Raw genomic sequence first — 25,373 nt, forward strand, 5'->3', positions numbered from 1 at the left:
GCTCGCGACACCGACCTCGCGGCAGCCCAATGTCCACCGCCGACCGACGGCGGTACACACGAATATTGATATATCTTCGATCCATACAGGTTGATACGACATACCCTGTTGGCCTCCTGGATACGTCTGCCAGGCTCGACAGGGAACCGAAGACCGGGCACGCATGAAACGACGGAACTTCATCCTCGGCGGGGGCGCACTCATCACGATTAGCGGCAGTCTCACAGCGACTTCCGCAGGGTTTGCTGATTCGGTCTCATCCACGAGTGATTTTCGAGTCGTCCCGTATCGAGCCAACACGTACGACGCATCGTCGTTCGATATCGAACCCGGCACGGAGAACACGGAGTCGACACATAGCTGGGAGATGGAGATCACGACCGGTGAAACCATCGACCGGATCGAAGCCGACTACGAGTTCGACACCGACCGCGCGAGTTTCGATCTGCTCACCGACGCCGAAGTGACGGTCGAATTTTACGATACGTCGACGGGGAATCCGCGTTTCGAAACCGTTAGTCTCGACGCTGCGGACTACACTGGCCCTACCGCAACGTTCGATATAACGGATGACGCAACTATCGACGGCGAGGCCCGCGTCACTATCGGCGATGCACAGAACGGGAACGCTGGCATCGTCAACCCGGGTTCGGGGACGTACGAACCGACGTTGACCTTCTTCAAATCGGATGGCGATCGGTTCCGGATCCGGGCAACGCTGACGACCTCGACTGGCGATGGCGTCTTCGAAATCTCGAACCTCAGTACGCCGAGTGAGGTCCCCGTTGGCGACGAGATCACGATCACCTTCGACGTAACCAACACTGGAGAGGGAACCGACACTCGGGATGTCGACCTGAACATCGACGGGTCGACCGAGAAGAGTACCGACTACACACTCGATCCCACCGAGACGACAAGCGGCTCGTTCACGTACACGGGTCAGTCGGGTGACAAACCAGATTTCGTCGCTGAAGTAGCTGGGGATACGGCCCAACAGAGCGATCCGATCACCGTGACCGGCGGCTGGAGCCTCTCGCTCACCAAGAGCGGAAACGGGTCGATTCACACGTGGAGTACGCCGGGAATCGACTTCGACGAGGACGTCGACTCCATTACGATCGGTTATCCATCAGACGTCTTCCGGAAGAGCCTGAATTTCAACGAGAGCGACCCGACGGTAACGATCGACCTCACGAATACGAACGACGTGACGATACTCGAGGAAACAACGAGCAACGGCGGCCATACCGCGACGTGGGATCTCGCAGACGGCACGGAAGATACGAGTATCGACGGCGACGCGGAGATCACCATCGACAGGTTGCGTGATCCGAAAAACGGCGGTGAGTACCAAGCTGACATCGAGATCGTCGGTGTCGATGGCGGGACGATCACCGACACCATCTCGTTTACGCTCTGAGGCTCGTGATCAGCCGAACTGTTCGACAAATCGGTTGGTATCCTCGTCGGTGCCGACGACGACCAGTTCGTCGCCATGTTGGAAACGGAAGTCGGGGCCGAGATCAGTGAGCAGCTCGTCGTCACGTTCGACGGCGACAACTGTCGAGCCGGTGCGTTCGCGAACTCCGGCTCCCGCGAGCGTTTCGTTGATGAGTCCCGCGGCGGTCGTTCGAATACACTCGATTTGGGTATCCATCGAGAGGATCTTCTCGGTATCGAGGACCTCCGAGGCGATCGCCCGCCCGCTGACCGTCGAAAGCGAGAGCACGTACTCCGCGCCCGCGCGGTAGGTCTTTTGAATGGCCCCGGCGGTCTCGGCGCGGGCGACGATCTCTGCCTCCGGGTTCAGATCCCGAATCACGAGCGTCGCGAACTCGGTGGCCGTGTCGTCCGGCAGCGCCAACACGACCGAGCGGGCGTTCTCGATGCCCGCTGCCCGCAACACCTCGGGGTCGGTGCCGTCGCCGACGATATCGACGCCCTCGCGGTCGGCCTCGTCGACCACGGTGTAGGGAAGGTCGAACTCGTCGAGCCGTCCGGCGACGATCTCGCCGACCTCGCCGTAGCCGACGACGATCGTCTTCCCATGGCTGAACCGGCGGACCGCGGAGGTCGCCTCGCGTTCGAGCTCCTGGAGCTGTGGTTCTCGGCCGGTGACGATCAGGTAGGTGCCGCTGTCGAGGACCAACTCCGGATCGGGCGGCATCTCGAAATCGCCGTGGAGCCACGAGCCGACGATCGTCACCCCGTATCGCTCGTGGATCGCGCTCTCGGCCAGCGTCGTCCCCGCCAGCTCGCAGTCGCCGTCGATGGGAATCTCAGCGATGGCGAACTCTTCGCCGATCGAAACCGCGTCCTCGAAATCCGTCCGAACCGCAGTCGTAAGTTTTCCGGCGAGGCTCTCGCCGAGGATCGTTCGGGGAGACAACACGGTGTCGGCCCCCGCAAGCCGGTGGTAGCGTTCGCGGTCGGGGTCCTCGACGACGCTGACGACCTGCAGGTCGCCGTTGGCCTCTCTGGCCGCCAGCACGATACTCGCGTCGACCCGGTCCGAAACATCGGCGACGAGTGCCCGTGCCGTACTGATGTTGGCCCGTCTGAGCCCGGCGACGGACTCCGGATCGGCGTGAACGATCGGATACCCCTCCTCGGAGAGCTCGTCGGCCCGATCGCCGTCGGCCTCCAGTAGCACGTAGTCAACGCCGTCGGCCTCCAGTTCGTCGATCAGTGTTTCCACACGCGAGGAGAACGAACAGACGATCACGTGGTCGCGGAGCTTCTCGTCGACGGTCGTCGGGGCCGACGTCGAGATCGCCTGTCGGAACACCGGCAGAAAGACCGCCGGGAGTGCGACGAAAAACAGCGCCACCCCGGTGATATCGAGAAGCATCACGAGCACGTTCATCTGTGGGCTCTCCCACGGCGAATGCGAGCCGTAGCCGGTTGCCGTAAACGTCTCGACGACGAACTGTACGGACTGGAGAAACGAGTAGGGGTAGGATGGCTCGTAGGTCAGACTCCCGAAGTGGTAGGCGAGCGCGGAGACGAAGATGAGAACTGCAATCCCGAGAACATAGCCGACTGCCCGACGTTTCAGCTGACCCATACTGTCGGATACCACTCTCCCCGAAAAGCCCTTCCGTTTACCGACTTCCTCGCCTATTCGGCGGTCGCGTAGGCCCGCGTTACGTCGACCAGTGCCTTGCGATATTCGCTTTCGGAGGGCTCGTCGCCGAGCGATTTGAACCGCTCTTTAAATCCCGAGAGATCGACTGCCGGTGCGTCGGCGGCCGCCGCCCCCGCGAGATCGTACAGTCGGTGGCTCCTGTCGACCAGTCCGTGACGCTCGACCAGCCCGAGGGCGAAGGCGGCGTTGACCGCCGTGATCTCGGGGTCGGCCCCCGGCGTTTCGAGCCGGGAGTCCGGCCGGTCGTCCTCGGCGGGCCGGTCGGCCAGCGCGTCGGCGAGTTTCGCGGCGAAAAAGTCGATCAGCTTGGTGGCCGGGGCCAGATCGAGGGTGATATCATCGGCGTAGATGTCCTTCATATGGTTGGCGATCTGGTAGCAATGCGAGAGTTTGCGGCGCTCGACGGATTTGCCAGCCAATGCGAGAAAGAGTGCCTCCTCGGTCGACTGGATGTGGGAGGCATGCCGCTGTTCGTAGCGAGCCATATGGGCGAACTCGTGTAAGGCGAGCTCGCGGGCCATCACGCTGGTGGCGGCCTGCCGGGAGATGTTGAGCACGTGGCGGTCCTCGTAGTGGGCCGCCCACGTTCGCTCGTCGGGATTCTCACGGATCTGGACGTCGACCGGCCGCGAGAGCTCATACTCGGTTTCCAGGAGTGCGGCCGCACTCAAAAACGGGTCCGGGGCGACCGTTCCTTGCACTCGAACATCCATGCGTACTGTTACCAAGGAGGGGCAGCTATATGGGTGTTTCGCGGCCAGCAGCCGAAGGCAGTGTTAGAAGACGACGCGCTCGACGAGGCGACGGGGCAGCGACGGGCGGCGTGACTCGTGTGGGTAGACGGTGACGGTCGTACAGCCCGGCGTCGGGATCGTCGGTCGCTCGTCGACCACGGCGCTGCGGAGCCGGTGGTCGGGGCCGCGCCGGACCAACAGATCGGGCTGCTGGAGCTGGCCGCCGTCGGTCCGCATCGGTTCGGCCGCCACCGGCACCGAGAGTAGCTCCGAGAGCTCCGTCTGGTAGTCGTCGACGCGCTGTTGTTGCTGGTCGGTGTGGCCCCCCTCGGCCGGATACCACAGTGACACCGACCCCTCGTTGGCGGCGGCGACGGCCTCGCCGACGCTGACCGCCAGCGGGGCGTAGGGGCCACCGTCGCCCGAGAGGACGACCCGTTTGGGCTCGTCGTAGCCGAGATTGTCGACCAAGAGTACGTCACAGGGCGCATGGCGGACCACCCAGTCGATGGGGTCGCCGACGATCCGCGAGCGGAGCCGGAGCGGCTCGTGTTCGGCGATGATCGTGTCGACGCCGCGGTTGTCGGCGAAGTTGACGATCGCGTGTTTGGTGTCGTGGCTGACGATCTCGTCGGCCTCGATGTCGACCCCGCAGTCGTCGGCGAGGCCCTCGATCCGGGTTTCGAAGGAGCGATCCGACGACGACTGGACGGTGGCCCCCTCGGTCAGCGGGGCCTGATCGGGGATCTCCTGGAACCGGACGACGACGACCCGCCCGTTTTCGGGACGGACGATATCGGCGGCCAGTCGGATCAGCGCCCGCTCGCGGCCCTCGTCGAGTTCCTTGGTCAGCGCGACCAGCACCTCCTGGGTGCCGTCGCCCGGCGCAGTCTCGACTTCTGAGAGGGCGTTCTGTCCGACCTGTCGGCGGATCGCGTCGCTGGCGGCCCCCTCCCGACTGACGCGGGGTTTGACGTAGAGGAAATACCAGACGACGCTCCCGACGGTGATGGCAACTGCGCCGAGGAGCGCGATCGTTCCCATCTGTGTGAGCAGCAGCGCGCCGGTGATCGCACCGAAGATCTGCATCCAGGGATACAGCGGCGAGGTGAACTCCGGTTCGTACTCCATTGTCCCCTCGCGGAAGGCGATCAGCGCGACGTTGATCAGCCCGAAGACGAGGATCTGGAACGCGCTGGCGAGTTTTGCGATATCCAGGATCGGAACGAACGCGATCAGTACCAGCAACACTGCACCGGTCAGCGTGATCGAGGTGACGGGCGTGCCGAACCGCTCGCTGACCGTCGAAAACGTCGGCGGGGCGAGCTGGTCTCGGCTCATCGCAAAGGGGTAGCGGGACGACGAGAGGATGCCCGCATTCGCGGTCGAAATCAACGCGAGGATCGCCGCGAGGATGACCGCGATGACGCCCGCCTGCCCGAGGGTTTGCTCGGCGGCGACCGCCACCGGCGTCAGCGAGCCAGCGACGCTGCCGGGGTCGGTGACGCCGACCAACACGGTGACGACCGCGACGTACAATACGGTCGTAAACGCCAGCGAACCCAGGATGCCGAGGGGGATGTTCCGGCCGGGGTCTTCGACCTCCTCGGCGACGCTGGCGACCTTCGTCACGCCCGCATACGAGACGAACACGAGGCCGGTGGCGGCCAGCAAGCCACCGACGCCGTCGCCGAAGAAGTTCGCGTAGTTCGCCGACTGGACACTGGGAGCACTGCCAGCGGCGAACCAGCCCAGCGCCGCCAGCATCACGACGACGATCACCAACTGGAGCCGACCGGTCTGTTTGGCTCCAAGGATGTTCACCAGAATCAGCACCGTTGCGAGCCCGAGGGCGACCGGCTTCAACGGGAGATCGAACAGCAAGAGGAGATAGGGAACGCCGCCGACGAGCGCGAGCGCACCTTTAAAAGACAGCGAGAACCAGGTGCCGACCCCGGCGATCGTCCCGAGCATGGGGCCCATCCCACGCTCGATATAGATGTAGGTCCCCCCGGCTTCGGGCATCGCCGTGGCCATCTCGGATTTCGAGAGCGCCGCTGGCACCACGAGCAGCCCGGCCAACAGATAGGCGAGAATCACTGCCGGACCGGCGATATCCAGCGCCAGCGCCGGGAGAATGAAAATACCACTGCCGATCATCGCGCCGATACTGATCGCAAGCACCGAGGGTAGCCCGAGGTCGCGTTCTAACTCTTTCATATAATATTATTGGCTGACGGGTCCGTTGTCGACTACTATATGACGGGAGCGGATAAAACTGCGGTTTCAATTGACGATCCGTCAAAATAATACGGGAATATATAGATTATTGTTATTAATAGGGAGGTATAGGAGTATATACGGCTTGTGTGTCGACAGCCGCGGGGCGGGGGTCCGTACATAAGACTGATAGGTCCCCCGGACGCCACCCTACAGTAGCGATGAAAAACGGGGAGCTGGACGACATCGATCGGGGGATTCTCTACTACCTCCAGCAGGACGCCCGGGGGACTTCCTCCAGTGATATCGCCGCAAAGCTCGATCTCTCGTCGAGTACAGTTCGGACACGCCTCAACCGACTCGAAGAACGCGGCATCATCCGGGGGTATCATCTCGATATCGACTACGATCTGGCGGGCTACCCGCTGTACACGAAGATCATCTGTACCGCGCCGATCCCAGAGCGGGACAGCCTCGCCGACCGGGCCCGCGAGATCCACGGCGTAACCGCGGTCCGCGAGATCATGACCGGCGAGCGGAACGTCTACGTCAACGCCATCGGCACGGACCACGACGATCTCAACCGGATCACCGAGGAGCTGGATTCCTTGGGGTTGACTGTCGTCGACGAGAAGCTCATCCGCGACGAGTACGTCTGTCCGTACCACGGGTTTCTCGACGCCTGCGAAGAGCCGGAGTCGACCGACGATGGCGGAACAGACTGAACACTCCATACCAAACGCTATTGATATCAGACCGGATCCGCCGACTAATGACGTTAGTTTTCCCTTCGACGGTAGCGAACTGTCGAAGACGGCGCTTGTCCGGGCCGCGCAGTTCGACACGGTGTTCGATCAGGGCGTGGTCGCCGTGTCGGTCGTACCGAGAAACAACAAATCCTACGCTCGTGAGCGCGGCTGGATCGAACCGGATCAACCGTTCGACGGCGAGGCGATCATCGAGGAGCTCCAGGAGTCGGTCGCCGAGATCGCCCCGGATGCCGAGTTCCACCACATTTCGGTCGGTCGGAACTCCCCGTCGGGCACGATCGCAAACAAGATCCGCAAGTTCGCCAGGGACAACGACGCGAGTATCGTCTTCGTCGGTAGTCGGAACGCGGGGCGGATCGCCAGCTCGCTCAGTGTCGGCTCGTCGGTCTCCTCGGATCGCTCCTACGATACGATGATCGTCTCGCATGCGAGACCGATACGGATCCCGGAGCTCGAAGCCGCGATCCCGACCGAAGACACCATCGAGTAGCGGCCCGACTCGGGGTCAGTCGTCGCTTGATTACGAACGCATGGTATGGTATCTTGTTTCACACTGAGAGCTCGGTTTTCCGGCGTGCTGCGGTCGGAGTCGGGGGAACTCCCGCAGGGCGAAACACTACCCTTTTGACCCTCCTGCTGGTAGCACCCTGTATAATGGGCCGACGAAAAAAGATCGTTCAAGAATGTGAACGGCTGATGGACAACCCGGAACACATCCGGAACATCGCCATCGCCGCTCACGTCGACCACGGGAAAACGACGCTCTCGGACAACCTCCTCGCCGGTGCTGGCATGATCTCCAACGAGACTGCTGGCCAGCAGCTCGCGATGGACACCAAAGAGGACGAACAGGAACGTGGGATCACCATCGACGCGGCAAACGTTTCGATGACCCACGAGTACGAGGACACCAACCACCTCATCAACCTCATCGACACCCCCGGCCACGTCGACTTCGGTGGCGACGTGACCCGCGCAATGCGCGCAGTTGACGGCGCACTTGTGGTCGTCGATGCGGTCGAAGGCGCAATGCCCCAGACCGAAACGGTGCTCCGGCAGGCACTCCGCGAGGGTGTCAAACCGGCACTGTTCATCAACAAGGTCGACCGCCTCATCAACGAGCTTCAGGAAGGACCTGAAGAGATGCAGCAGCGCCTCCTGGATGTCATCCACGACGTCAACGAGCTCATCCGCGGGATGACCGAGGAGAAGGACTACGACTGGACCGTCTCGGTCGAAGACGGTACGGTCGGCTTCGGGTCGGCCCTCTACAAGTGGGGCGTCTCGATGCCGTCGATGCAGCGAACCGGGATCGACTTCGGCGACATCATGGAGCTCGAACGCAGCGGCGAGGAGGGCCGCGACGAGCTCCAGGAGCGGACGCCGCTGTCGAACGTCGTGCTTGACATGGTCGCCGAGCACTTCCCGAACCCGGTCGACGCCCAGCCCCGTCGTATTCCGACGGTCTGGCGTGGCGACCCCGAATCGGAGCTCGCCGAAAGTATGCGCCTTGTCGATGAGGACGGCGAAGTCGTCTTCATGTCGACCGACATCTCGATGGACCCCCACGCCGGTGAGATCGCCACGGGGCGACTGTTCTCCGGTACCATCGAAAAGGGCCAGAACCTGTATGTCTCGGGGACGGCGGGCACCAACCGTGTCCAGTCGGTCGGGATCTTCATGGGTGGCGAACGCGAGGAAGTCGAGAAGGTTCCCGCAGGCAACATCGCCGCGGTCACTGGTCTCAAGGACGCGATTGCGGGTTCGACTGTCTCCTCCGTCGAGATGACACCGTTCGAGTCGATCGAACACATCTCCGAGCCGGTCATCACGAAATCCGTCGAGGCCAAGAGCATGGACGACCTGCCGAAGCTCATCAAGACGCTCCAGCAGGTCGCCAAAGAGGACCCGACAATTCGCGTCGAAATTAACGAAGATACCGGCGAACACCTGATCAGCGGGCAGGGCGAGCTTCACCTAGAAGTCATCACTCACCGTATCCGCGACAATCAGGGAATCCAGGTCCACACCGGCGAACCGATCGTCGTCTTCCGCGAGCAGCCCCAGGAGAAATCCCGCGAAGTCGAGGGCGTCTCGCCGAACAACCACAACAAGTTCTACCTCACCGCCGAACCCCTCAGCCAGGAGATCGTCGACACGATCCAGCTCGGCGAGGCCTCGATGAATATGCCCGAGCTCGAACGACGTGAGGCGCTCCAGGAAGCGGGCATGGACAAGGACGACTCGCAGAACGTCGAGCACATGTTCAAGACGAACATCCTGCTCGACGAGACGAAGGGTATCCAGCACCTCAACGAGACGATGGAACTCGTCATCGAGGGGCTTGAAGACGCCCTCGAAGACGGCCCGCTGGCCGCCGAGCCGGTCCAGGGTGCCCTGTTCCGACTTCACGACGCCAAGCTGCACGAGGACACGATCCACCGCGGTCCCGCACAGGTTATTCCGGCAACCCGTGATGCGGTCCACCGCTCGCTGATCGACGCGAAGATCAAGCTTCTGGAACCGGTCCAGAACGTCCGCATCGATGTTCCGTCCGAGTACATGGGGTCGGCATCCGGCGAGATTCAGGGTCGACGCGGCACTGTCGACGATATGTACCAGGAGGGTGACCTCATGGTGATCGAGGGGCTCGCCCCTGTCGAGGAGATGATCGGCTTCTCCTCGGATGTTCGTTCGGCCACCGAAGGCCGCGCCTCGTGGAACACCGAAAACGCGGGCTTCCGCGTGCTCGTGGATAACCTCCAGGACGAGAAGATCATGGATATCCGAGAGCGCAAGGGGATGAAGCTCGAACTGCCGCCGAGCGTCGACTACATCTAAGTCGATCTACCGGCCGGATGCGATCTCCCCGGCCCCGACTCGCTTTAGTCAGTGCCTACCGGTTGGTAGGCAGCGTTTTCTGCGGTGGATCTCCCGGCCCGATACGAATCGACGACCCACTGGCAAGGCGAGGCTTCGATGAAGTCTTATACCTGCTGAAAAAACACGGTTGATGTATATGCGGACGGGAACGTCAGCCGCAGTCCGACGGGTCAGCATCGCACGAGGGAGCATCTGCTGTCGGTCGGACACGACACGGTCGTCGGCCCCGGAGGTGACCCGATGAGCGACACTGGCGGCGAGGTCCAGACCCACACTGTTCGGTTGGAACTCGTCGACGAGCCGGGCGAGCTGCTTCGCGCCCTGGAGCCGATCTCCGAGGCGGGCGGCAATCTGCTGTCGATCTACCACGAACGTGGGAACCTCACCCCACGGGGCCACATTCCGGTCGAGGTCGACATCTCGTGTGCGCCCACGCGCTTCGAGACTATCGTCGAATCGCTCCGCGAGGCCGGTGTCAACGTGGTTCAGGCGGGCTCCGAGCGGTACGACGAGGAGCTGGTCGTCATTCTGGTCGGCCACCTCGTCGACACAGACCTCTCGGATACGCTCAAACAGATCGAATCCTGTGCCGACGCCTCACTGACCGATCTCTCCCTGTCGGCCCCGCGTGGCCGCGACGAGACGTCGAGCGCGCGGCTCCGACTCAAAACCCGGTCGGGGACCAACGGCGATGCGCTGGCAAAGCTCCAGGAGATCGCTGCCGACAAGGAGCTCCAAGTAATTCAACCCCTCACGGAGGCGAGCCAATGAGCGGCGCACGGCTCTGTGTGCTCGGCGCGGGGGCGGTCGGCCGGTCGGTCGTCGAACTCGCCGAAGAGTACGGCCACACCGTCACCGCAGTGGCGGACTCCTCGTCGGCCGTCGTCGATCCCGATGGCGTCGACGCCGAAGCCGTCCTGCAGCGCAAATCCGACGAGGGCGTCGTCGGTGAGGCCGACCCCGACGACGCGGTAGGCGGTGCCTACGACGTCTTGGTCGAGGCCACACCGACGACGCTGGGCGACGCCGAGCCCGGCTTCTCGCACGTCAAGCAGGGACTCGAACGCGACAAACACGTCGTGCTGGCCAACAAGGGACCGGTCGCCGAACGCTACGGCGAGCTCCGGGAACTGGAGGCCGACAGCGAGGGCAAGATCCGGTTCGAGGCCACCGTCGGCGGCGCGATTCCGATCCTCTCGACGATCGAGGACTTCGGCCCGACCCACATCACCGCTGCCCGCGGCGTCCTCAACGGGACGGCCAACTTCATCCTCTCGCGGATGGCCGCCGAGGGGCTGGACTACGAGCACGTCCTGGCGGAGGCCCAAGACCTCGGTGTCGCCGAAGCCGATCCCACCTTCGACGTGGAGGGGATCGACGCCGCCCTCAAGTTCGTCATCCTCTCGAACGTTCTGGCCGATGGTGACCAGGAGTTCACCCTCGAAGACGCGGTGGTCGACGGGATCACCGATATTCCAGGGACCGCCCTCGATCTCGCTGCCGAGGACGGCCGGACGATCCGGCTGATCGGCGAGTCGACGCCCGAGGGCGTCAGTGTGGGACCGCGCTTGGTGCCCGCCGACGGCCCGCTGTCGGTGACGGGGACCTTAAACATCGTCCAGCTAGAGACTACCCACGCCGGACGGCTCAACATCAGCGGCCGTGGTGCGGGCGGTCCCGAGACGGCGACCGCGGTGCTGTCTGACGTGAGCCGACTGGTCGACTGAGCCACTGACGGCGGCGCGGGCGAATGTGAGTCCACCGAACCCGTGCCGGGCTTGTCTGTATTTGTTAGCGGGTGTTTATTTATAAACGGACGCAGTGGGTATCGACGCCGAATCGGGTGCTGATTGTCGAGTAATAACCGGATTGTCGGTTACTGCCCCTTCGAGCGTTGGCCAGCGTCGGGTGGCGCGTTCTCCGCCCGATCTGTCGGCTCCGCCGGTCCGTTCCGGTTGGCCGTATTCTGTTGGCCACTGCCGTCCGGATTGCCCTGACGGGGGTGTGACGACTCCTCGGCTCCGGCTGCGCCGTCGGCACCGCTCGATCCGGTCGACCGGTTGGTGCCGTCGACCGTACGCGCCCCGGATCTACCGGGCTGGCGGTCGTCGGTCGTTCCGGCTCGGTCGCTGGCGTTTCGATCCGGAGCCGACGCGGCGGGATCGTCGCGCCGCGGACCGACGGCGGGGGTGCTGGCGTTCGGCCCGCCGATCTCGCGCGCGATCGCGGCCGTCTCCGGCCCGCCGAGGTCGCTCGCGTTGGCTCGAAGCTCCTGGAGGTCCTCGACGCTGAGGCCGCGTGCGTCGAGTGCCGCTGCCGGGAGCTGGCGGGCGGTCTCGCTGGCCCGCTCGGCTGCCCGCTCGGTACTGCCTTTTTCAGCCGCGAGCGTCGCTACCCTCGCGCGGTAGGTGCCCTCGGTGATGTTGCCTGCCTCGCGGGCCGCCCGGAGCTCGGCGAGTTCGGCCGTGTGGTCGGCGAGTCGGCGGTCGATCTCATCGCGGCGGTCGGCGACGATCGCGGCCCGCTCGGCGTCGGTGTCGGCGCGGTCGAGTCGCGCCTCGTAGCGTCGCTCCGAGAGATCTCCCGAGACGGCGGCCTCCTGGATGCCGACGACGCCAGCCAGTCGTTCACCCGGTGCGACCTGCTCGCTCTCGTTGGTCTCGATCTGCACTGTGGCCGCCGCGGAGACGCCGAGCGGCACCGCCACCAGCGCACTCACGAGGGCGACCGCCAGCAGGATAGTCCCGATTCGACTCATTGTACTCGGTGTAGGTCTCGTATCGTGTTATATACTGGCGGTGTTGTCGCCCATTTTCGTCCGTTTTCAATCCGCTTCCGTCTGTCGATTGTGTCGAGAACCGCCGATTGCCGTGTCCCGCTCATGGACCCGGCTCCCGCGGGTCGGCGTCGGGTGTCGTGAGGACGTTTTCCCGACCGATCCGGAACGACTCGATGGTTCCGGCCTCGCGCATCCCGCTTACCACCTTGCTCGTTTTGGCGTCGGTCCAGCCGAGTTCCTCGACGATCGTCTGTTGTTTCATGCGGCCGCCGTTGGCCTCCAACAGTTGCATGACCTGCTCTTCGTTGCTCAACAGCGATGGGTCCGGCTGAGCGTCGCTCCTGGTGTCTTCTTCTACCGACTCGGGTTCGGCGTCCGGATCGGTCTGTGGGGTGTTGGCTTCCGAGTCGGCGGAGACGGGCGGGGTTTCAGGAGGTCCATCCGTTTCTGCTCCAGGGAAGCCATCGGCCGACCGTCGCCGGAGGATCCAGCCAGCAACGCCCGTAAGGAGTGCGAACCCAGCCAGCAGTCCGGCGATAGCCCCGAGACCGAGTCCCGACGGAGCAACGACGACACGGGGCTCGGTGGCGATGAACTCGGTGTCCGACCCCTGCCAGAGCACGGCGGTCTCGCGTCGGTTATCCGGATCGGGCGCGACCTCCTGGAGGTCGTACCCCTCCGGCCAGCTGATCAGGAGGCGTGTACCGTCGCCGAGATACAGCCGCTCGATCGCATCGCCCGCATACAGTTCCTCGCCGTCGGTCCTGGCGAACCCCTCCCACTCGAAGCTGTAGCGGATGACGCCGTACTCCCGGGCCAGCGACTGCTGTTCGGTGCCGACGGTGACGTTGCCAACGGCCATCTCCCGGCCGGTCGCGTTGCTCGCGGCGTCGGCGGTGGTCTCCATGCGGGTGGCGAACTCCGCGGTGTAGTTTTGCGGGTCGGACTCGATGTCGCGCTGAAGGGAGTCGAAGGCCGTCCTGCTGTCGTCATCGTCGAGGACACGCCAGAACCCGAGGCTCCAGGCGGCCGAGCCGTCCTCTCGAAGCTCGATCGAGATCCGGATCTCGTCGGCGGCGATCGCGTCCTGTTGGACGAACACTGACCCCGACTGGGCGTCGACGGGGTCGGCGAGGAGTGACACACCACCACTGGCAGCGAGGGCGAGAAGGACGACGAGGAGACAGCCCACTGAGAGTCGGCTGCGGCCAGCGTTCATTACACGTCGTACGCTCACGGAGACTTAAAAAACGACCGTGGCCGATCGGCTGGCAATCGGCTGACGATCGGCTGTCGAATACTGGCGTCGTGTGTGTCACTTGCTCGCACAAACCGCAAGACAGCGTGGTGGTGCTGGGGGAGACGTATCGAAATGGTTTTACGGGAATCAGTCAAAAGACTCCCCACAGAGCGCCTTAGCGCGTTACTTACCATGAGTGAGAAACCGCACCAGAACTTGGCCATCATTGGCCACGTCGACCACGGCAAAAGCACGCTCGTCGGACGACTCCTGTTCGAGACAGGGTCCGTCCCAGAGCACGTGATTGAACAGCACAGAGAAGAAGCCGAAGAGAAGGGCAAGGGTGGATTCGAGTTCGCCTACGTGATGGACAACCTCGCAGAGGAGCGAGAGCGCGGTGTCACCATCGACATCGCCCATCAGGAATTCGACACGGACAAATACTACTTCACGATTGTAGACTGTCCGGGCCACCGTGACTTCGTCAAGAACATGATCACGGGAGCCTCGCAGGCTGACAACGCGGTCCTCGTCGTCGCAGCCGACGACGGTGTCGCGCCCCAGACCCGCGAGCACGTCTTCCTCGCCCGAACGCTCGGTATCAACGAGCTCATCATCGGCGTCAACAAGATGGACCTCGTCGACTACGAAGAGTCGAGCTACAACGAAGTCCGCGAAGAGGTCACCCAGCTCCTCAAGCAGGTCCGCTTCAACACGGACGACGCCGAGTTCATCCCGATCTCGGCCTTCGAGGGCGACAACATCGCCGAAGCCTCCGACGAAACGGATTGGTACGACGGCAACACCCTGCTCGAATCGCTCAACGACCTGCCGGAAGTCGAGCCGCCGACGGACGCGCCGCTCCGACTCCCGATCCAGGACGTTTACACGATTTCGGGTATCGGTACCGTCCCGGTTGGACGTATCGAGACCGGGACGCTGGAAGCAGGCAACAACGTCTCCTTCCAGCCCTCCGATGTCGGCGGCGAGGTCAAGACCGTCGAGATGCACCACGAGGAAGTCCCGAGCGCGGGCCCCGGCGACAACGTCGGGTTCAACGTTCGTGGCATCGGCAAGGACGACATCCGCCGCGGTGACGTCTGTGGTCCGGCCGACGACCCGCCGAGCGTCGCCGAGACGTTCCAGGCCCAGCTCGTCGTCATGCAGCACCCCAGCGTGATCACGGCTGGCTACACGCCGGTCTTCCACGCCCACACGGCACAGGTCGCCTGTACGATCGAGTCGATCGATCAGAAGCTCGACCCCGCGACCGGCGAGGTCGCCGAGGAGAACCCCGACTTCATCAAGTCGGGCGACGCCGCAATCGTGACCGTTCGACCGCAGAAACCGCTCAGCATCGAGCCATCCGGCGACATCCCGGAACTCGGCAGCTTCGCCGTCCGTGACATGGGTCAGACCATCGCGGCAGGCAAAGTGCTCGAAGTCAACGAGCGATAATGCAGCAAGCACGCGTCCGCCTCGCTGGCACGCACCCCGAGGATCTCGACAACATCTGCGACGATGTTCGGGAGATCGCAGACAAGACCGGTGTCACGCTGAGTGGCCCGATCCCACTGCCGACAAAGAAGCTCAACATCCCATCGCGGAAGTCGCCAGACGGCGAAGGGACCGCCACGTGGGAGCACTGGGAGATGCGCGTTCACAAACGGCTCATCGATCTGGATGCCGACGAACGTGCGCTCCGACAGCTCATGCGTGTGCAGGTGCCCAACGACGTGAGCATCGAGATCGTCCTCGAAGACTGATTCGAGGCCGATCTTCGGTACCGAGCGGTCGCGGCTCGTTCGTCGATCTGCGACCGAACCCACCGCGGCGCTAAGGCGTCCCGCGCCTCATACCTTTCATTTGTTTTATCCGGGTGAGCTGCTGGTATCGTCGGGTTTGGGGTGTCGACTGTCTGTAATTGGGTTTGTGGGTCGACTGCTGGAGTGTCGACTGTGGAGAATCAGAAAGCCCCCAACACCCTGCTCTATGATCACAACATCGCTTTTTAAGCTGGTCGACCAACCTACAGTATGGCCTCTTCACGGAGCCCCACACTGGAAACCCTCCTGCTTTTCGTGATCGTCTTTGCCCTCCAGGGAGTCACCAGCCTCGTCGGGCTTATCGGACTGTTCGTGCTCGCGCCGCCGATCACCGCCAACCCCTGGACGATCGTGACGAGCGTCTATGCCCACGGCTCGATCCCGCACTTGCTGTCGAACAGCCTCGCACTGCTGTTGGCCGGGCTGTTGGTCGAACGCCGAACCACGCGCCTGCGGTTCCACCTGTTTTTCCTCACGGTGGGCGCGCTCGCGGGGATCACACAGGTGGTGTCGACCGGCCTCCTCGGCCCCGGCACGGCGGTCCTCGGCGCGAGCGGCGCGGTCTTTGGACTCTTCGGCTACCTGCTGGCGGGGAACGTGGTGGCTTCAACGCTCCTGGATCGCATCCGGCTCCCGCCGCGGGCGCAGTTCGCGCTGTTCGCGCTGGCGGCGCTGGTGGTGACAATTGCGACTGGCCGACCGGGCGTCGCGCTGGTGGCCCACTTCACTGGGCTGTTGCTCGGGTTGCTGGCGGGGGCGGCTGGCGTGTTGGATACGTAGGGCGAAACAGAACATACAAGTGCGGTGCTCGGCTCTGTTCGGATGCGGGCTCGTAGATCAGCGGTAGATCGCTTCCTTCGCAAGGAAGAGGCCCTGGGTTCAAATCCCAGCGAGTCCACTTGTAATTAAACGCCATGGAGAGGGTTCTCTCCACCTCATATTTGGCGTTCCTAGTGGCTCTATCCGTAGGTTTGCGTTTGAGCCGTTTCCCTTGCCGATAGCGATAGCACTCGGTCGCAGTGCCAGGTACACGCTGTCGGCTGATCACGCCGAGGGACCGGGAGGTGTCGCCTCATGCCGATGAACCTCGCGGCAGGGGTGGAATCCCGGTGCAAGTACTGCGATTCCTACGTCACGCGGGATTTCCGCCGGGTCTACGGTGACGACGACAACCGCGCTCATCGGTGTCACGACTGCGACACACTGGTTCGACTCCGAGAGGGGAGTGCAGCCGGACTTGAGGTGTCGACGCCGGACCCGCAGGAATCGCCCGGTCGACACGGCAGCGAAACAGCGGAGTGGTGCCAATGAGCCGCGCGGCATCTTCGAAGCGGGGCGGGGAGAACGCCGAGAGTGCGGTGATACAGCGACACCCTGAATTGGAGTATGTCGCTGACACGGAAGCCCGCCACTACGACGCGCGGGTTTCAGAACTCCTCTGCCCATCGCCCATGCTGCCGTTCGTCGGGCTGTGTGTGCTCGAAGTGGGGACGGTTGTTGAAATCAAGTCGGCGATGGCCGTCTACGGGCAATCCCAGCGACGCGGACGGTTCCAACTTCGACGCAAACAACACCAGCGGCTTGTCGACGAGGCGGGTGTCTACCTGTTCGCGGTCTGTGAACCGCGACCGGAGCGCTCGGTAATCGCCGCGAAGGTCGTCCCTGCCACGTCGGTTAGCAGCCTCGTATTTTCGTGGATCGATACCGGAGATCGGGCCGACTACGCTCAGTTGGCGTGGAGCCGGATCTTCGACGAAAGTGAGGTTCGGAGGGGGTCGCCATGACGGTTCGAACGACCTACTTCTGGGCGCTGTCGAACCAAGAGGCCGAACCCGCTGCCGACGACGTGGTGTATTCGGTCGTCCGATACACGCAGGATTGGATAGACGACCTCGTAGAGCGTAACATCGACGCCCTCGCACCGCCGTCGGACTTACTGGACGCCTACAAGCAGGTAGAGGACGCTGCCGAGGAAGACGGCTATTCGAATCCGTCACAGGTTGCGTGGGAGTCGGTGAACTTCGCCGAGCGGTACCAGCAGCACCTCACCACGGTCGACCAAGTGGTCGACGTCGTCGCCGAACAGGCCGCCGAAACGACGGTGTGGCTGGTGTGCTGGGAGAAGGACGACCGCTACTGCCACCGTCGACTGTTGGCTGATGCTATCCTCGACCGGCTCGACGACAGCAGCCTGCGACTCACGTCGACGGGAATCGGTCGAACCTGTCCGGAGTGCGGAATCGATGCGATCTGTTCGACCAGAGAGTTCGAACGGACGTTCCGGCTGGCCGCCCGCGAACCGGACGCCCGGCGGGTGCTCGACAGCGATGCCGAGCATATCTGTTCGAACTGTTTCGCCGGATTCGGGGGTTCGAGATGACCGTCGACACGTTCGTGCAGTGCGCTCCCCACGAGGGTGACCTCCACCTGGTATTCGCTGAGCATGGGCTTGGGCCGTACTTTGCGATGGACCGGATACGGAAGGACCACGATGGGTGGCAGACCGAGGGGAAGCCGACGCGGAGTATTCAGTTCGACGGTGACCGCTGGGCGTTGTGCTACGACTACGACACGGACAACCCGCTCGACCCGTGGAACCACGAGGAGTACCGACTGCAGACGGTACCCGAATTCCGGTTTTACTTCGTAGCGAAGGACAGCCTCTACAACGGTAATCAGGCCGACCAGAGTCGCCGAGTCCGGGGCGGAACAATCACAGTCCGTCCGCGGTGGCCGAACCTGACCGCCAACGGTGAGCCGGTCCGTGGAGTCCCGAATCTCGGCGGGCCGTACATCGATGTGCAGATTCAGGCATCGAATATCCGCCACGACCTGTACCACCAGCTCGCCCTCGAAGTAATCACGGCCTTCGATGTGAACCCGAAGTACCTCCAGAGTCCTCACGAAGTGAGCAACTGGAACGACGCGGCGGTGTATGTTCGAATCGATCGATCCCAGAGCGGTCCGGTGTACGCGGCTGATGGACCGATAGCCCGGACTCACCAGTTGCTCGAAGGTGACCGCGAAGGCTACCGCGAACACAAGGAAGACCACCGGAAACTGCCGGGGTACTACGTCTCTACTCAGATCAGCGACCGGCGTTCACACGATCTCATCAAAGGCCACACCCTCGGTAAGGAAATCAAACACTACTACTCGCAGTATCCGGAGAATCGGGAGCCGGACGATCCGCTGTACCATCCGAAACTCGAAGTTTCGTTCCAGACCAAGATCACCGAGGAGACGGTCTACTGGGACGATACCGACGACATGGTTCGGGAGTTAGAGGAAACGCTTCTCAACACGCTCGACTGGGCTGAACTGCCGATTTGTGGCGGTGAGCCGTTCTTTCCGGACCCCTACTTCACCGCCGAGGATGGGCAACAGAGATCACGCAAACTCGTCGACTGTCCGCTGCCGGAGATCGAAGACGCCCAGGAAGCAGCGGTCATGTCGCTGTGGGGAACGACGACCCAGAGCGACAAGGAGGTGATCGAGTACTTGCTCACCGATGGTGGGGAAGTATCGCCCGCAAAGGCAGCCGAGGAAACGGACTACTCGTATCGAACGATTCGAGAGGTAGTCGACCGGTGTGAGTCGGTGCTTCGGCACACCTACGGGAAGATTGAGATAGCGAGTAAGCACCAGCGGGAGATGTTGCTCAGTCGGGTTCGGGCTGCCGAGGAGGGCTTTCGAGAGGCTGTTGAAGACGCTGTGCTGACAGCCGCAGAAGCCGCCACAGGACGCTCACGGTCGAAGTGGTCGGAAGCCCGCCGCAAGTACAACATCACGGTCAACAGCGACCCCAGCGACTGCAGGAAGCTGCTGACGGTCGCCTACCAGCCCGAAGACACCTACGAGGCGAGAGAGGTGATCAGGGAGATCAAAACCGCCTACCTCGCCACACACGACGACCGGGGCGGTGCCCACGGTGTGCACGCTGTGCTCGAACTCGAAGACGGGACGAAGAAGCGATACAAGAGCCTCGAAGCGAAGACTGTCGCCCCGAAGAAGGGTTCGAGTGCTGCCCGGCAGTTCCGAGACGCCATTGAGTCGGTGACCGAGGAGGAATGGGAGGCGTGGAAGAACGGGAGAACGACGACCTAACCAGCCGACTGCTGAGAGACATCTTTATTCAGTTACTTAATTTCAGCAATTCTGTTTGTTCTGCTTTCCCACTTGTGCAAATCTGATTTATTCTTGGGTTCGAGTGAGTCACGATCTTCGCCGTGGGCATGGGCCCGGTCAAGATCGAACCGGAACCGGCGGTTCCGATTATTGCTTAGCAGGTGTGGCTAAGGCCACATCAACAAAATACCACAGCCCCCTCCCCCAGCCTCCAGTCGACGCGCTCGAAACTCTCATTAACGAGACAATATTTGAGAACGACGATTATGGATAGATGTTATTGTTCTCTCTGTTTTTCTCTATCCACATCATACATATCATCGATTTTTTCTTTCACAACATCTTCTACATCTTCTTTTTGTACAACTTCATCTTGTGTAGTCCTTTTATTCAACTCACTTATCACGTTTCCAATCACCTTACCAATATCAATATCAATATTAATATCAGACTCATTTTTAAACAAAGTTATTTCTGGAATTTCGATACTCGCATCACCGCTTTTCTTACCTAAATACCAGATAGCTACAGCTTTTGTCAGTTCAATCACCTGTTCATGGTTCTGGATTAAAAACTCAAAAACGTCTATTTCAGCCAGTGATTTCTCTATTTTCAACCGGCAATTCAGATTGTATGACTCAATCGTTTCATAAAATCCTCTTTTTTCATCTGCAGGTATCTCAACAAGAGCATCTGGGCTTCTATTACCCCATTCCTCTTTGGAGATGTTTGGATATGAGTAACCTCCAATACTCAAACCCGTTTTTTCACCACTTTTCATTTCGTTTGCAATATCCTCAAATCTCTCAAATATTCCAAATTTTCCTCTGAGAAAAAGTATCTCCCCCTCATCATCCCATTCTGTCCAGACATCTATAATTTCACCAATTACCTCATCTGGGTTGTGTTCGTTGAGTACTGTCCGCTTTTCAGGATTATTTTTAATCTGATCCTTTAGACGCTCCAATTCTTCTGGTGGAATTTCGTCTCCTACACGATCTTCTTGAGATGTTGAGAACGTACCTTCTACAATTTCACAAAAACTCTCATCACTCGCATCATTCATGTCTTGGAATATTTTACGGAGTAATGTTTATTTTTAGGTTACGCGCCTGTGCACGCCATTATATATAGAACGCCAGCCCGCAGCCCATGGAATCAGACGCCTCGCGTCGCCATGGGCTACGGGTGGGGGTGTCCGGACACGGACACGCGGATATGTCGACGCGGTCTGCCAGAACCGCCCGCAGCACTGTCCGCGGTGTTTCGGTCACCGATTCCACGGCGATCAATCGCCGAAACCGTCCGGAAAAGCTATTGTGAAGCGGATGGCCGCCTTGCTCGATGATCCGAACGCTTCGAGAACACGACGGCACCCCACTGGTGGCGTTGGACAAAGACGAGCTGAAGATGGACGGGATTCTCCCCGAGGATGAAGACGAGTCGGTCGACCAGTTGATGCACATTAAGCGAATGGGAGAAGGTGCGTGGTTGATCCGTCCCGTCGTCGACGGTGGTCCGCCCGATCTCGGTCCAATACGAGATCTATACGAGTCATAGGTCCGTGCAAGGTGGTTCCTCGGACCGGCCTCACAGGGTCACGCTCAGATAGATCTCAGAGTCTCGATCTCTGTTTCGCCGAGTTAGGTAAGGTCTAATTGAAATACTGGATTGAATGTGATTAGGTCCATAGATTGAATATTTAGCGGATGACCTGCCGGGGTATGGCACGAGAAATCAGGAAGCTGCGCGACCTCGGAAACGGCTCTGGTGGCATCACGCTACCCAAAGAGTTCCTGCGAGATCTCGAACTGATGGACGACAACGACGAACTGGCCGACGCTCACATCATCGTCGAGAAGGACGAAGACGACGATGGGCTTTCTCTGATGCCGTTTCACTGACGGCCGACGGACACGGACACCTCACACCGAACGGGGAGTTCGTCGGTATCCAGTATCTCGGCGATCTCCTCGGGTGTGAGCGATCCACGATTTTGTGCGGCCGTCATCAACTCGGCGAGCTTGCCCTTCGGGACTGCCGTGGTGTCGCCCCACATTCGGAGGTAGTAGTCCGCTGCACAGTCAAGCGCCTTCGAAGTCGCATCTTCACCGGTCGCCTCTTTCAGGAACTCCCACTTCCGAGCGCGTGTATCGGTTTTCTCGATCCGCATAGTTGCACAACCCCCCGCGATTCCTAGGATTTTCCGGTGACTGAACCTGACTCAGTATATAAACATCGGCTGAATCGCTCTTGGTGTCGACGAGATTGCCATGGGCATGGGCCGGATTGAGGGGAGAATTGCACAACCTCACTGCCGAGTAGTTGTGCAAAAACGGGAAAGCCGATCTTTCGACGTGCAACCGTTTGTTTGTGTTTACACCCCCATCACTATGGCGATCTATGGATGAACAAGATTGTATAGCCGATGTGCAATTACTAACAATGTTATGAAATAATGAGCCATTATCGAATATACAAAGGCTGAAATTAAGAAGTTTATTTCACTGGGCGAAGTGACCTCTATGCGGGATAATATAAAACCAAAAACAAGCACAATAATCACTAATATACCTATAAGTATGGAGTATAATGTAAATTCTTTTGTCTTTTTTATCGTGTTTTGCTCATATGGGTGTGGATTTTCTTCACTGTATCCCATTAGAAGCACCAGTGTATTAATTGAAAAACCTGTCAAAACGCTAAGCACAGGTGCTGATGCCGCTATGAAACCAGACCAAATTGTGACAAAATAACCGAGTACAGTTCCTATTAAAATAGGGACTAATGCAAATGAAAAAACCAAAATGAATTCACTAGCTGGTGATTTATAACCAGTCTCGGAATTTAACGAGCCGTAGTGGTCTTCACATATCCTATACAAATTGTTGAATATCATCGGTCCAATTCATTGCCGAACTCAGGTGGTTTCACTATATCTGAATTGAATATGTCTGTCAATAGATCTTTTGTCTCGTCACGAAGACATTCTGGTGTCAATAGACCCTTATCATATTCAAGTCCATCACCCGTCAGATCTCGCCTCATTGCCATCTGATTTTTCATCAAGGGTATGGTCTCGTAGCGGCCACCAGAATTCTTGACCTTCGCATCGACTTGCTCGACCTCATTCGATACAATTTCAGCGAATTCTTTGTTGCTGTCTTTTAATTTTCTGACAATTTCTTTGGCCTTTTCAATAGAACCACCTTGTTCTGCTTTTAGAACAAGTGTCTGTTCTCTCGTATCTTCCACTGAAAGTCCTTTAATTATTTCCGACCTACTTTCATCGTCACCCGGTAATTTGTTTATTTGTACATCCAACCGCATGACTCGATTTGAGTCTATTAATTGCTCGTAAACTCTTGTTGTGTACACTGGCCGTACTTTTCCCACTGAATTTTCACTATTTTCAAGCAAATATGGCAGAAGCTTATTTTTTAGGGCCGTTTTGATACCACGATTGTTAATTTGTTGTAAGACAAATATCAATCGCTCACCGTCTCCGTGTATTTCACCCTTTACAGTTTCTGGGAGATAAAACATGAAATAAAACGGCATTTGTTCCGCTTCAAGTTCGCCTTTTTCATGAGTTAGATCCCCAGTGTCGACATGTTTTAGTTCCGCTTCGTATCCGTAATCTCCTGTCGAAATATACCCATCAATTACGTTTCCATTACGCCGAAGCTGCTCAACTATGAATGTCTTCTCTTTCTTTGGGTCCTTGAGATTTTCACCTTCAAGATCAGTTAGAAAATTCTCTATACTGTCTATTATATTATCATCTGGTAACGTTGGGTCACTCGTATGCAAACTAGAAAGATCATACTTGCTCTCTGGATAATTTTTTTCATGGATCTCTAGTTTATATGGAATAAGCTTCTCAGAAGGCATTGTGATTGGTCATTATGTTTGTCATACATAAATGAAGTGATTAGGGGAAATATACGAATTGAATACACGTTGCGTCCACATAATCAGCCTCTCCTATTCAAGGTCATTTACTTCTAGCTCTCCAGAAAGGTAGGCACAACCTTGCTCAGTGATTCGGTAGTACCCTCTTTTGCTAGATATTCTCTCAACGAGCCCATGTTCTGCCAGTATTGGAAGACGACGCTTCACCGTAGGGTGAGATAATCCTTCAATATTATGTGAAATGACTACTGGCGGCATTTCCAAATCAGATTCACAGAGTAGCTCTAGGATCACTGGATCCGATTTAGTCATCCACGACACTAGCGGGCGCATAGCTTAGCTAACAGCCTATGCATCATAACATCTCCTGAGGCCACATTTGTGATCCTATTTAGTTCGTTTCTAATACCAAGTAGCATCAAAGTATAAGTTATTGTAGTCCTGTTCGTCAACAACGGAAGCACTTGCGTACCTATCGCTGCTCGATAGATCTACTGTACGCAATAGCGGACCCCGCTGCTAAGGACAGCAGGTCCGCGCGGGCTTCCGTGAGGTAGCACGAAAGCCATGATAGCAAACCATCTCGGGAGTAATCAACCTCCCGCACGTCGACCGACAGCACCGCATTCAAGTACCCAAGAGTTTCACTTTCGCCGAAACCTTCACTTTCACTCTGCGCACGAGGATTTGATCTTTTATCCCCCAATCCGTCAGCGAGACGTGATGTCGACAGAGAACAAACAGGTTGTAGATATTGAGAACCGCCGGGACAGGTGGCGGTTCACCTGCCCCAATGGTCACCGGTCGTGGGAGCCGACGAACCACCACTTCTGGTGTCAGCGGTGTGCACGTCATCGGGAAGTCGATGGCGTGTTCTACGATCTTCGAGATCGGAAGACCGGCGAGTTGCTTGACCGCGACAAGGTACGGTTGAAGGCGGGCGTCGAGAACTATCACGGCGGTATCGGTCAGGTGGTCGACGATGAGTGAGTTAGATCCGATCTCCCCACCAGAAGCGATTGATCTATATCTCGAACATCGTCGGCCGGAGGTAGCGAAGACGACACTGCAGAACCACGAGTATCGGCTCTCGCGGTTCCGAGAATGGGCCGACGAGCACGATCTCGAAAACATGAACGACCTCACTGGTCGGAAACTCCACCAATACCGGACGTGGCGGTCGGAGGGAATCAAGCGAGTTACGCTGGTCAACGAGCTGCGGACGCTGCAGATGTTCTTGGAGTTCTGCGCGGCAATCGATGCTGTTGAGGAAGGGCTTCGAGAGCAGGTACTCATACCGACGCTTGAGCCGGGTGACGAAGCCAGTGACGTTGAACTGCACACCGACCGAGCCGAGGAGATTCTGAAGTACCTGAAGCGGTTCCACTACGCCAGCCGCAAGCACGTTGTTTTCGCGCTACTGTGGCACACCGGCATCCGACTCGGTACGTTACAGTCGATTGATCTGGAAGACTTTCACCCGGATGATCGCTGTATCGATATTCGACACCGACCGGACGAGGAGACGCCACTGAAAAACAAGGACGCAGCCGAGCGGTCCATCAGCGTCTCTAAACAGTACTGTGAGATTATTCAAGACTCAGTCGATCACATCGAGAACCTCACGACCTCCTCCAGTAGGTGCTGAATCTGTGTCTGCGGTGGCTGGCTAGCCTTCAACAAGACGGTGACCGTGAGTTCTACTGCTAACCAGTCGCTGTCGGCGG

26 protein-coding genes and 1 tRNA gene are annotated in these 25,373 nt (G+C 59.5%); 18 read left to right on the forward strand and 9 right to left on the reverse strand.

Annotation, left to right across the window (positions count from 1 at the left end; translation table 11 throughout):
* The first annotated feature begins 163 nt into the window (after positions 1-163).
* Positions 164-1,423: a COG1361 family protein gene (locus NO877_RS04620; protein WP_256395132.1), complete on the forward strand. Its 1,260-nt coding sequence runs from the start codon at positions 164-166 to the stop codon at positions 1,421-1,423.
* Between the two features lie 9 nt (positions 1,424-1,432).
* Here the strand turns inward: NO877_RS04620 and NO877_RS04625 are convergent, their stop codons facing one another.
* The 3 genes from NO877_RS04625 to NO877_RS04635 all read right to left on the reverse strand — a co-directional run bounded on the left by NO877_RS04625 (position 1,433) and on the right by NO877_RS04635 (position 6,105).
* The gene (locus NO877_RS04625; protein WP_256395133.1) at positions 1,433-3,070 is read right to left on the reverse strand and encodes a potassium channel family protein; all 1,638 of its coding nucleotides are present in this window, start codon (positions 3,068-3,070) and stop codon (positions 1,433-1,435) included.
* A gap of 53 nt (positions 3,071-3,123) precedes the next feature.
* Positions 3,124-3,864, reverse strand: a complete 741-nt coding sequence (locus NO877_RS04630) for a DUF5781 family protein (RefSeq protein ID WP_256395134.1) — start codon at positions 3,862-3,864, stop codon at positions 3,124-3,126.
* Positions 3,865-3,927: 63 nt separating this feature from the next.
* Positions 3,928-6,105 (reverse strand): universal stress protein, encoded by a 2,178-nt coding sequence (locus tag NO877_RS04635; RefSeq protein WP_256395135.1) that lies wholly within the window; start codon positions 6,103-6,105, stop codon positions 3,928-3,930.
* A 221-nt stretch (positions 6,106-6,326) separates the two neighbouring features.
* Between NO877_RS04635 and NO877_RS04640 the strand changes: the two genes are divergently transcribed.
* From NO877_RS04640 to NO877_RS04660, 5 genes are all read left to right on the forward strand, one after another.
* Positions 6,327-6,830, forward strand: coding sequence for an Lrp/AsnC family transcriptional regulator (locus NO877_RS04640; RefSeq protein WP_256395136.1), 504 nt, complete (start codon positions 6,327-6,329; stop codon positions 6,828-6,830).
* Positions 6,814-7,365, forward strand: a complete 552-nt coding sequence (locus NO877_RS04645; protein ID WP_256395137.1) for a universal stress protein — start codon at positions 6,814-6,816, stop codon at positions 7,363-7,365. The genes NO877_RS04640 and NO877_RS04645 overlap by 17 nt, the downstream gene beginning before the upstream one ends.
* 164 nt (positions 7,366-7,529) lie before the next feature.
* Positions 7,530-9,716, forward strand: a complete 2,187-nt coding sequence (locus NO877_RS04650; RefSeq protein WP_256395138.1) for an elongation factor EF-2 — start codon at positions 7,530-7,532, stop codon at positions 9,714-9,716.
* Between the two features lie 282 nt (positions 9,717-9,998).
* Positions 9,999-10,529: an amino acid-binding protein gene (locus tag NO877_RS04655; RefSeq protein ID WP_256395139.1), complete on the forward strand. Its 531-nt coding sequence runs from the start codon at positions 9,999-10,001 to the stop codon at positions 10,527-10,529.
* Positions 10,526-11,485: a homoserine dehydrogenase gene (locus NO877_RS04660; protein ID WP_256395140.1), complete on the forward strand. Its 960-nt coding sequence runs from the start codon at positions 10,526-10,528 to the stop codon at positions 11,483-11,485. The genes NO877_RS04655 and NO877_RS04660 overlap by 4 nt, the downstream gene beginning before the upstream one ends.
* Before the next feature lie 149 nt (positions 11,486-11,634).
* Here the strand turns inward: NO877_RS04660 and NO877_RS04665 are convergent, their stop codons facing one another.
* Together NO877_RS04665 and NO877_RS04670 are read right to left on the reverse strand one after the other, a co-directional pair.
* Complete coding sequence (locus NO877_RS04665; protein ID WP_256395141.1) at positions 11,635-12,516, reverse strand: hypothetical protein; 882 nt, start codon at positions 12,514-12,516, stop codon at positions 11,635-11,637.
* Between the two features lie 121 nt (positions 12,517-12,637).
* Complete coding sequence (locus NO877_RS04670) at positions 12,638-13,756, reverse strand: helix-turn-helix transcriptional regulator (RefSeq protein WP_256395142.1); 1,119 nt, start codon at positions 13,754-13,756, stop codon at positions 12,638-12,640.
* Positions 13,757-13,969: 213 nt separating this feature from the next.
* On the opposite strand from NO877_RS04670, the gene tuf reads away from it, so the two are divergent.
* The 8 genes from tuf (at position 13,970) to NO877_RS04710 (ending at position 19,710) form a co-directional block, all read left to right on the forward strand.
* Entirely contained in the window at positions 13,970-15,235 is a 1,266-nt protein-coding gene (gene tuf, locus NO877_RS04675; RefSeq protein ID WP_256395143.1) for a translation elongation factor EF-1 subunit alpha, read from the forward strand.
* Entirely contained in the window at positions 15,232-15,543 is a 312-nt protein-coding gene (gene rpsJ / locus NO877_RS04680) for a 30S ribosomal protein S10 (protein ID WP_379826938.1), read from the forward strand. The genes tuf and rpsJ overlap by 4 nt, the downstream gene beginning before the upstream one ends.
* Positions 15,544-15,813: 270 nt before the next feature.
* Positions 15,814-16,383, forward strand: a complete 570-nt coding sequence (locus NO877_RS04685) for a rhomboid family intramembrane serine protease (protein ID WP_256395144.1) — start codon at positions 15,814-15,816, stop codon at positions 16,381-16,383.
* A gap of 46 nt (positions 16,384-16,429) precedes the next feature.
* Positions 16,430-16,501 (forward strand) — tRNA-Ala (locus NO877_RS04690).
* Positions 16,502-16,677: 176 nt separating this feature from the next.
* Entirely contained in the window at positions 16,678-16,914 is a 237-nt protein-coding gene (locus NO877_RS04695) for a DUF7563 family protein (RefSeq protein WP_379826922.1), read from the forward strand.
* The gene (locus NO877_RS04700; protein ID WP_256395145.1) at positions 16,911-17,387 is read left to right on the forward strand and encodes a PD-(D/E)XK family putative nuclease; all 477 of its coding nucleotides are present in this window, start codon (positions 16,911-16,913) and stop codon (positions 17,385-17,387) included. Before NO877_RS04695 ends, NO877_RS04700 begins: the two co-directional genes overlap by 4 nt.
* Positions 17,384-17,983, forward strand: coding sequence for a DUF488 family protein, N3 subclade (locus NO877_RS04705; RefSeq protein ID WP_256395146.1), 600 nt, complete (start codon positions 17,384-17,386; stop codon positions 17,981-17,983). The genes NO877_RS04700 and NO877_RS04705 overlap by 4 nt, the downstream gene beginning before the upstream one ends.
* Positions 17,980-19,710 carry a DUF7845 domain-containing protein gene (locus NO877_RS04710; protein ID WP_256395147.1) on the forward strand — a complete coding sequence of 577 codons (1,731 nt, stop codon included), beginning with the start codon at positions 17,980-17,982 and terminating at the stop codon, positions 19,708-19,710. The genes NO877_RS04705 and NO877_RS04710 overlap by 4 nt, the downstream gene beginning before the upstream one ends.
* 298 nt (positions 19,711-20,008) lie before the next feature.
* On the opposite strand, the gene NO877_RS04715 is transcribed toward NO877_RS04710, so the two are convergent.
* Complete coding sequence (locus NO877_RS04715; RefSeq protein ID WP_256395148.1) at positions 20,009-20,797, reverse strand: hypothetical protein; 789 nt, start codon at positions 20,795-20,797, stop codon at positions 20,009-20,011.
* A gap of 278 nt (positions 20,798-21,075) precedes the next feature.
* Here NO877_RS04715 and NO877_RS04720 point away from each other — a divergent pair, with 278 nt between their 5' ends.
* Positions 21,076-21,291, forward strand: coding sequence for a DUF8053 family protein (locus tag NO877_RS04720; RefSeq protein ID WP_256395149.1), 216 nt, complete (start codon positions 21,076-21,078; stop codon positions 21,289-21,291).
* Positions 21,292-21,455: 164 nt separating this feature from the next.
* Entirely contained in the window at positions 21,456-21,635 is a 180-nt protein-coding gene (locus tag NO877_RS04725) for a DUF8053 family protein (protein WP_256395150.1), read from the forward strand.
* On the opposite strand, the gene NO877_RS04730 is transcribed toward NO877_RS04725, so the two are convergent.
* The 3 genes from NO877_RS04730 to NO877_RS04740 all read right to left on the reverse strand — a co-directional run bounded on the left by NO877_RS04730 (position 21,629) and on the right by NO877_RS04740 (position 23,625).
* Positions 21,629-21,904, reverse strand: a complete 276-nt coding sequence (locus tag NO877_RS04730) for a hypothetical protein (protein ID WP_256395151.1) — start codon at positions 21,902-21,904, stop codon at positions 21,629-21,631. The genes NO877_RS04725 and NO877_RS04730 overlap by 7 nt on opposite strands.
* Positions 21,905-22,132: 228 nt before the next feature.
* Positions 22,133-22,630, reverse strand: a complete 498-nt coding sequence (locus NO877_RS04735) for a hypothetical protein (RefSeq protein WP_256395152.1) — start codon at positions 22,628-22,630, stop codon at positions 22,133-22,135.
* Entirely contained in the window at positions 22,627-23,625 is a 999-nt protein-coding gene (locus NO877_RS04740) for a hypothetical protein (RefSeq protein ID WP_256395153.1), read from the reverse strand. Before NO877_RS04740 ends, NO877_RS04735 begins: the two co-directional genes overlap by 4 nt.
* 744 nt (positions 23,626-24,369) lie before the next feature.
* Between NO877_RS04740 and NO877_RS04745 the strand changes: the two genes are divergently transcribed.
* The gene (locus tag NO877_RS04745) at positions 24,370-24,636 is read left to right on the forward strand and encodes a hypothetical protein (RefSeq protein ID WP_256395154.1); all 267 of its coding nucleotides are present in this window, start codon (positions 24,370-24,372) and stop codon (positions 24,634-24,636) included.
* Positions 24,629-25,294 carry a tyrosine-type recombinase/integrase gene (locus tag NO877_RS04750; RefSeq protein ID WP_256395155.1) on the forward strand — a complete coding sequence of 222 codons (666 nt, stop codon included), beginning with the start codon at positions 24,629-24,631 and terminating at the stop codon, positions 25,292-25,294. The genes NO877_RS04745 and NO877_RS04750 overlap by 8 nt, the downstream gene beginning before the upstream one ends.
* Positions 25,295-25,373 lie beyond the last annotated feature (79 nt).

The organism is Halohasta litorea (assembly GCF_024494645.1).
Lineage (GTDB): Archaea > Halobacteriota > Halobacteria > Halobacteriales > Haloferacaceae > Halohasta > Halohasta litorea.

Coding starts and splice junctions, on each gene's coding strand:
- NO877_RS04620 (WP_256395132.1), top strand. CDS start 164: ATGAAACGACGGAACTTCATCCTCGGCGGGGGCGCACTCATCACGATT.
- NO877_RS04625 (WP_256395133.1), bottom strand. CDS start 3,070: ATGGGTCAGCTGAAACGTCGGGCAGTCGGCTATGTTCTCGGGATTGCA.
- NO877_RS04630 (WP_256395134.1), bottom strand. CDS start 3,864: ATGGATGTTCGAGTGCAAGGAACGGTCGCCCCGGACCCGTTTTTGAGT.
- NO877_RS04635 (WP_256395135.1), bottom strand. CDS start 6,105: ATGAAAGAGTTAGAACGCGACCTCGGGCTACCCTCGGTGCTTGCGATC.
- NO877_RS04640 (WP_256395136.1), top strand. CDS start 6,327: ATGAAAAACGGGGAGCTGGACGACATCGATCGGGGGATTCTCTACTAC.
- NO877_RS04645 (WP_256395137.1), top strand. CDS start 6,814: ATGGCGGAACAGACTGAACACTCCATACCAAACGCTATTGATATCAGA.
- NO877_RS04650 (WP_256395138.1), top strand. CDS start 7,530: ATGGGCCGACGAAAAAAGATCGTTCAAGAATGTGAACGGCTGATGGAC.
- NO877_RS04655 (WP_256395139.1), top strand. CDS start 9,999: ATGAGCGACACTGGCGGCGAGGTCCAGACCCACACTGTTCGGTTGGAA.
- NO877_RS04660 (WP_256395140.1), top strand. CDS start 10,526: ATGAGCGGCGCACGGCTCTGTGTGCTCGGCGCGGGGGCGGTCGGCCGG.
- NO877_RS04665 (WP_256395141.1), bottom strand. CDS start 12,516: ATGAGTCGAATCGGGACTATCCTGCTGGCGGTCGCCCTCGTGAGTGCG.
- NO877_RS04670 (WP_256395142.1), bottom strand. CDS start 13,756: ATGAACGCTGGCCGCAGCCGACTCTCAGTGGGCTGTCTCCTCGTCGTC.
- tuf (WP_256395143.1), top strand. CDS start 13,970: ATGAGTGAGAAACCGCACCAGAACTTGGCCATCATTGGCCACGTCGAC.
- NO877_RS04685 (WP_256395144.1), top strand. CDS start 15,814: ATGGCCTCTTCACGGAGCCCCACACTGGAAACCCTCCTGCTTTTCGTG.
- NO877_RS04695 (WP_379826922.1), top strand. CDS start 16,678: ATGCCGATGAACCTCGCGGCAGGGGTGGAATCCCGGTGCAAGTACTGC.
- NO877_RS04700 (WP_256395145.1), top strand. CDS start 16,911: ATGAGCCGCGCGGCATCTTCGAAGCGGGGCGGGGAGAACGCCGAGAGT.
- NO877_RS04705 (WP_256395146.1), top strand. CDS start 17,384: ATGACGGTTCGAACGACCTACTTCTGGGCGCTGTCGAACCAAGAGGCC.
- NO877_RS04710 (WP_256395147.1), top strand. CDS start 17,980: ATGACCGTCGACACGTTCGTGCAGTGCGCTCCCCACGAGGGTGACCTC.
- NO877_RS04715 (WP_256395148.1), bottom strand. CDS start 20,797: ATGAATGATGCGAGTGATGAGAGTTTTTGTGAAATTGTAGAAGGTACG.
- NO877_RS04720 (WP_256395149.1), top strand. CDS start 21,076: ATGATCCGAACGCTTCGAGAACACGACGGCACCCCACTGGTGGCGTTG.
- NO877_RS04725 (WP_256395150.1), top strand. CDS start 21,456: ATGGCACGAGAAATCAGGAAGCTGCGCGACCTCGGAAACGGCTCTGGT.
- NO877_RS04730 (WP_256395151.1), bottom strand. CDS start 21,904: ATGCGGATCGAGAAAACCGATACACGCGCTCGGAAGTGGGAGTTCCTG.
- NO877_RS04735 (WP_256395152.1), bottom strand. CDS start 22,630: ATGATATTCAACAATTTGTATAGGATATGTGAAGACCACTACGGCTCG.
- NO877_RS04740 (WP_256395153.1), bottom strand. CDS start 23,625: ATGCCTTCTGAGAAGCTTATTCCATATAAACTAGAGATCCATGAAAAA.
- NO877_RS04745 (WP_256395154.1), top strand. CDS start 24,370: ATGTCGACAGAGAACAAACAGGTTGTAGATATTGAGAACCGCCGGGAC.
- NO877_RS04750 (WP_256395155.1), top strand. CDS start 24,629: ATGAGTGAGTTAGATCCGATCTCCCCACCAGAAGCGATTGATCTATAT.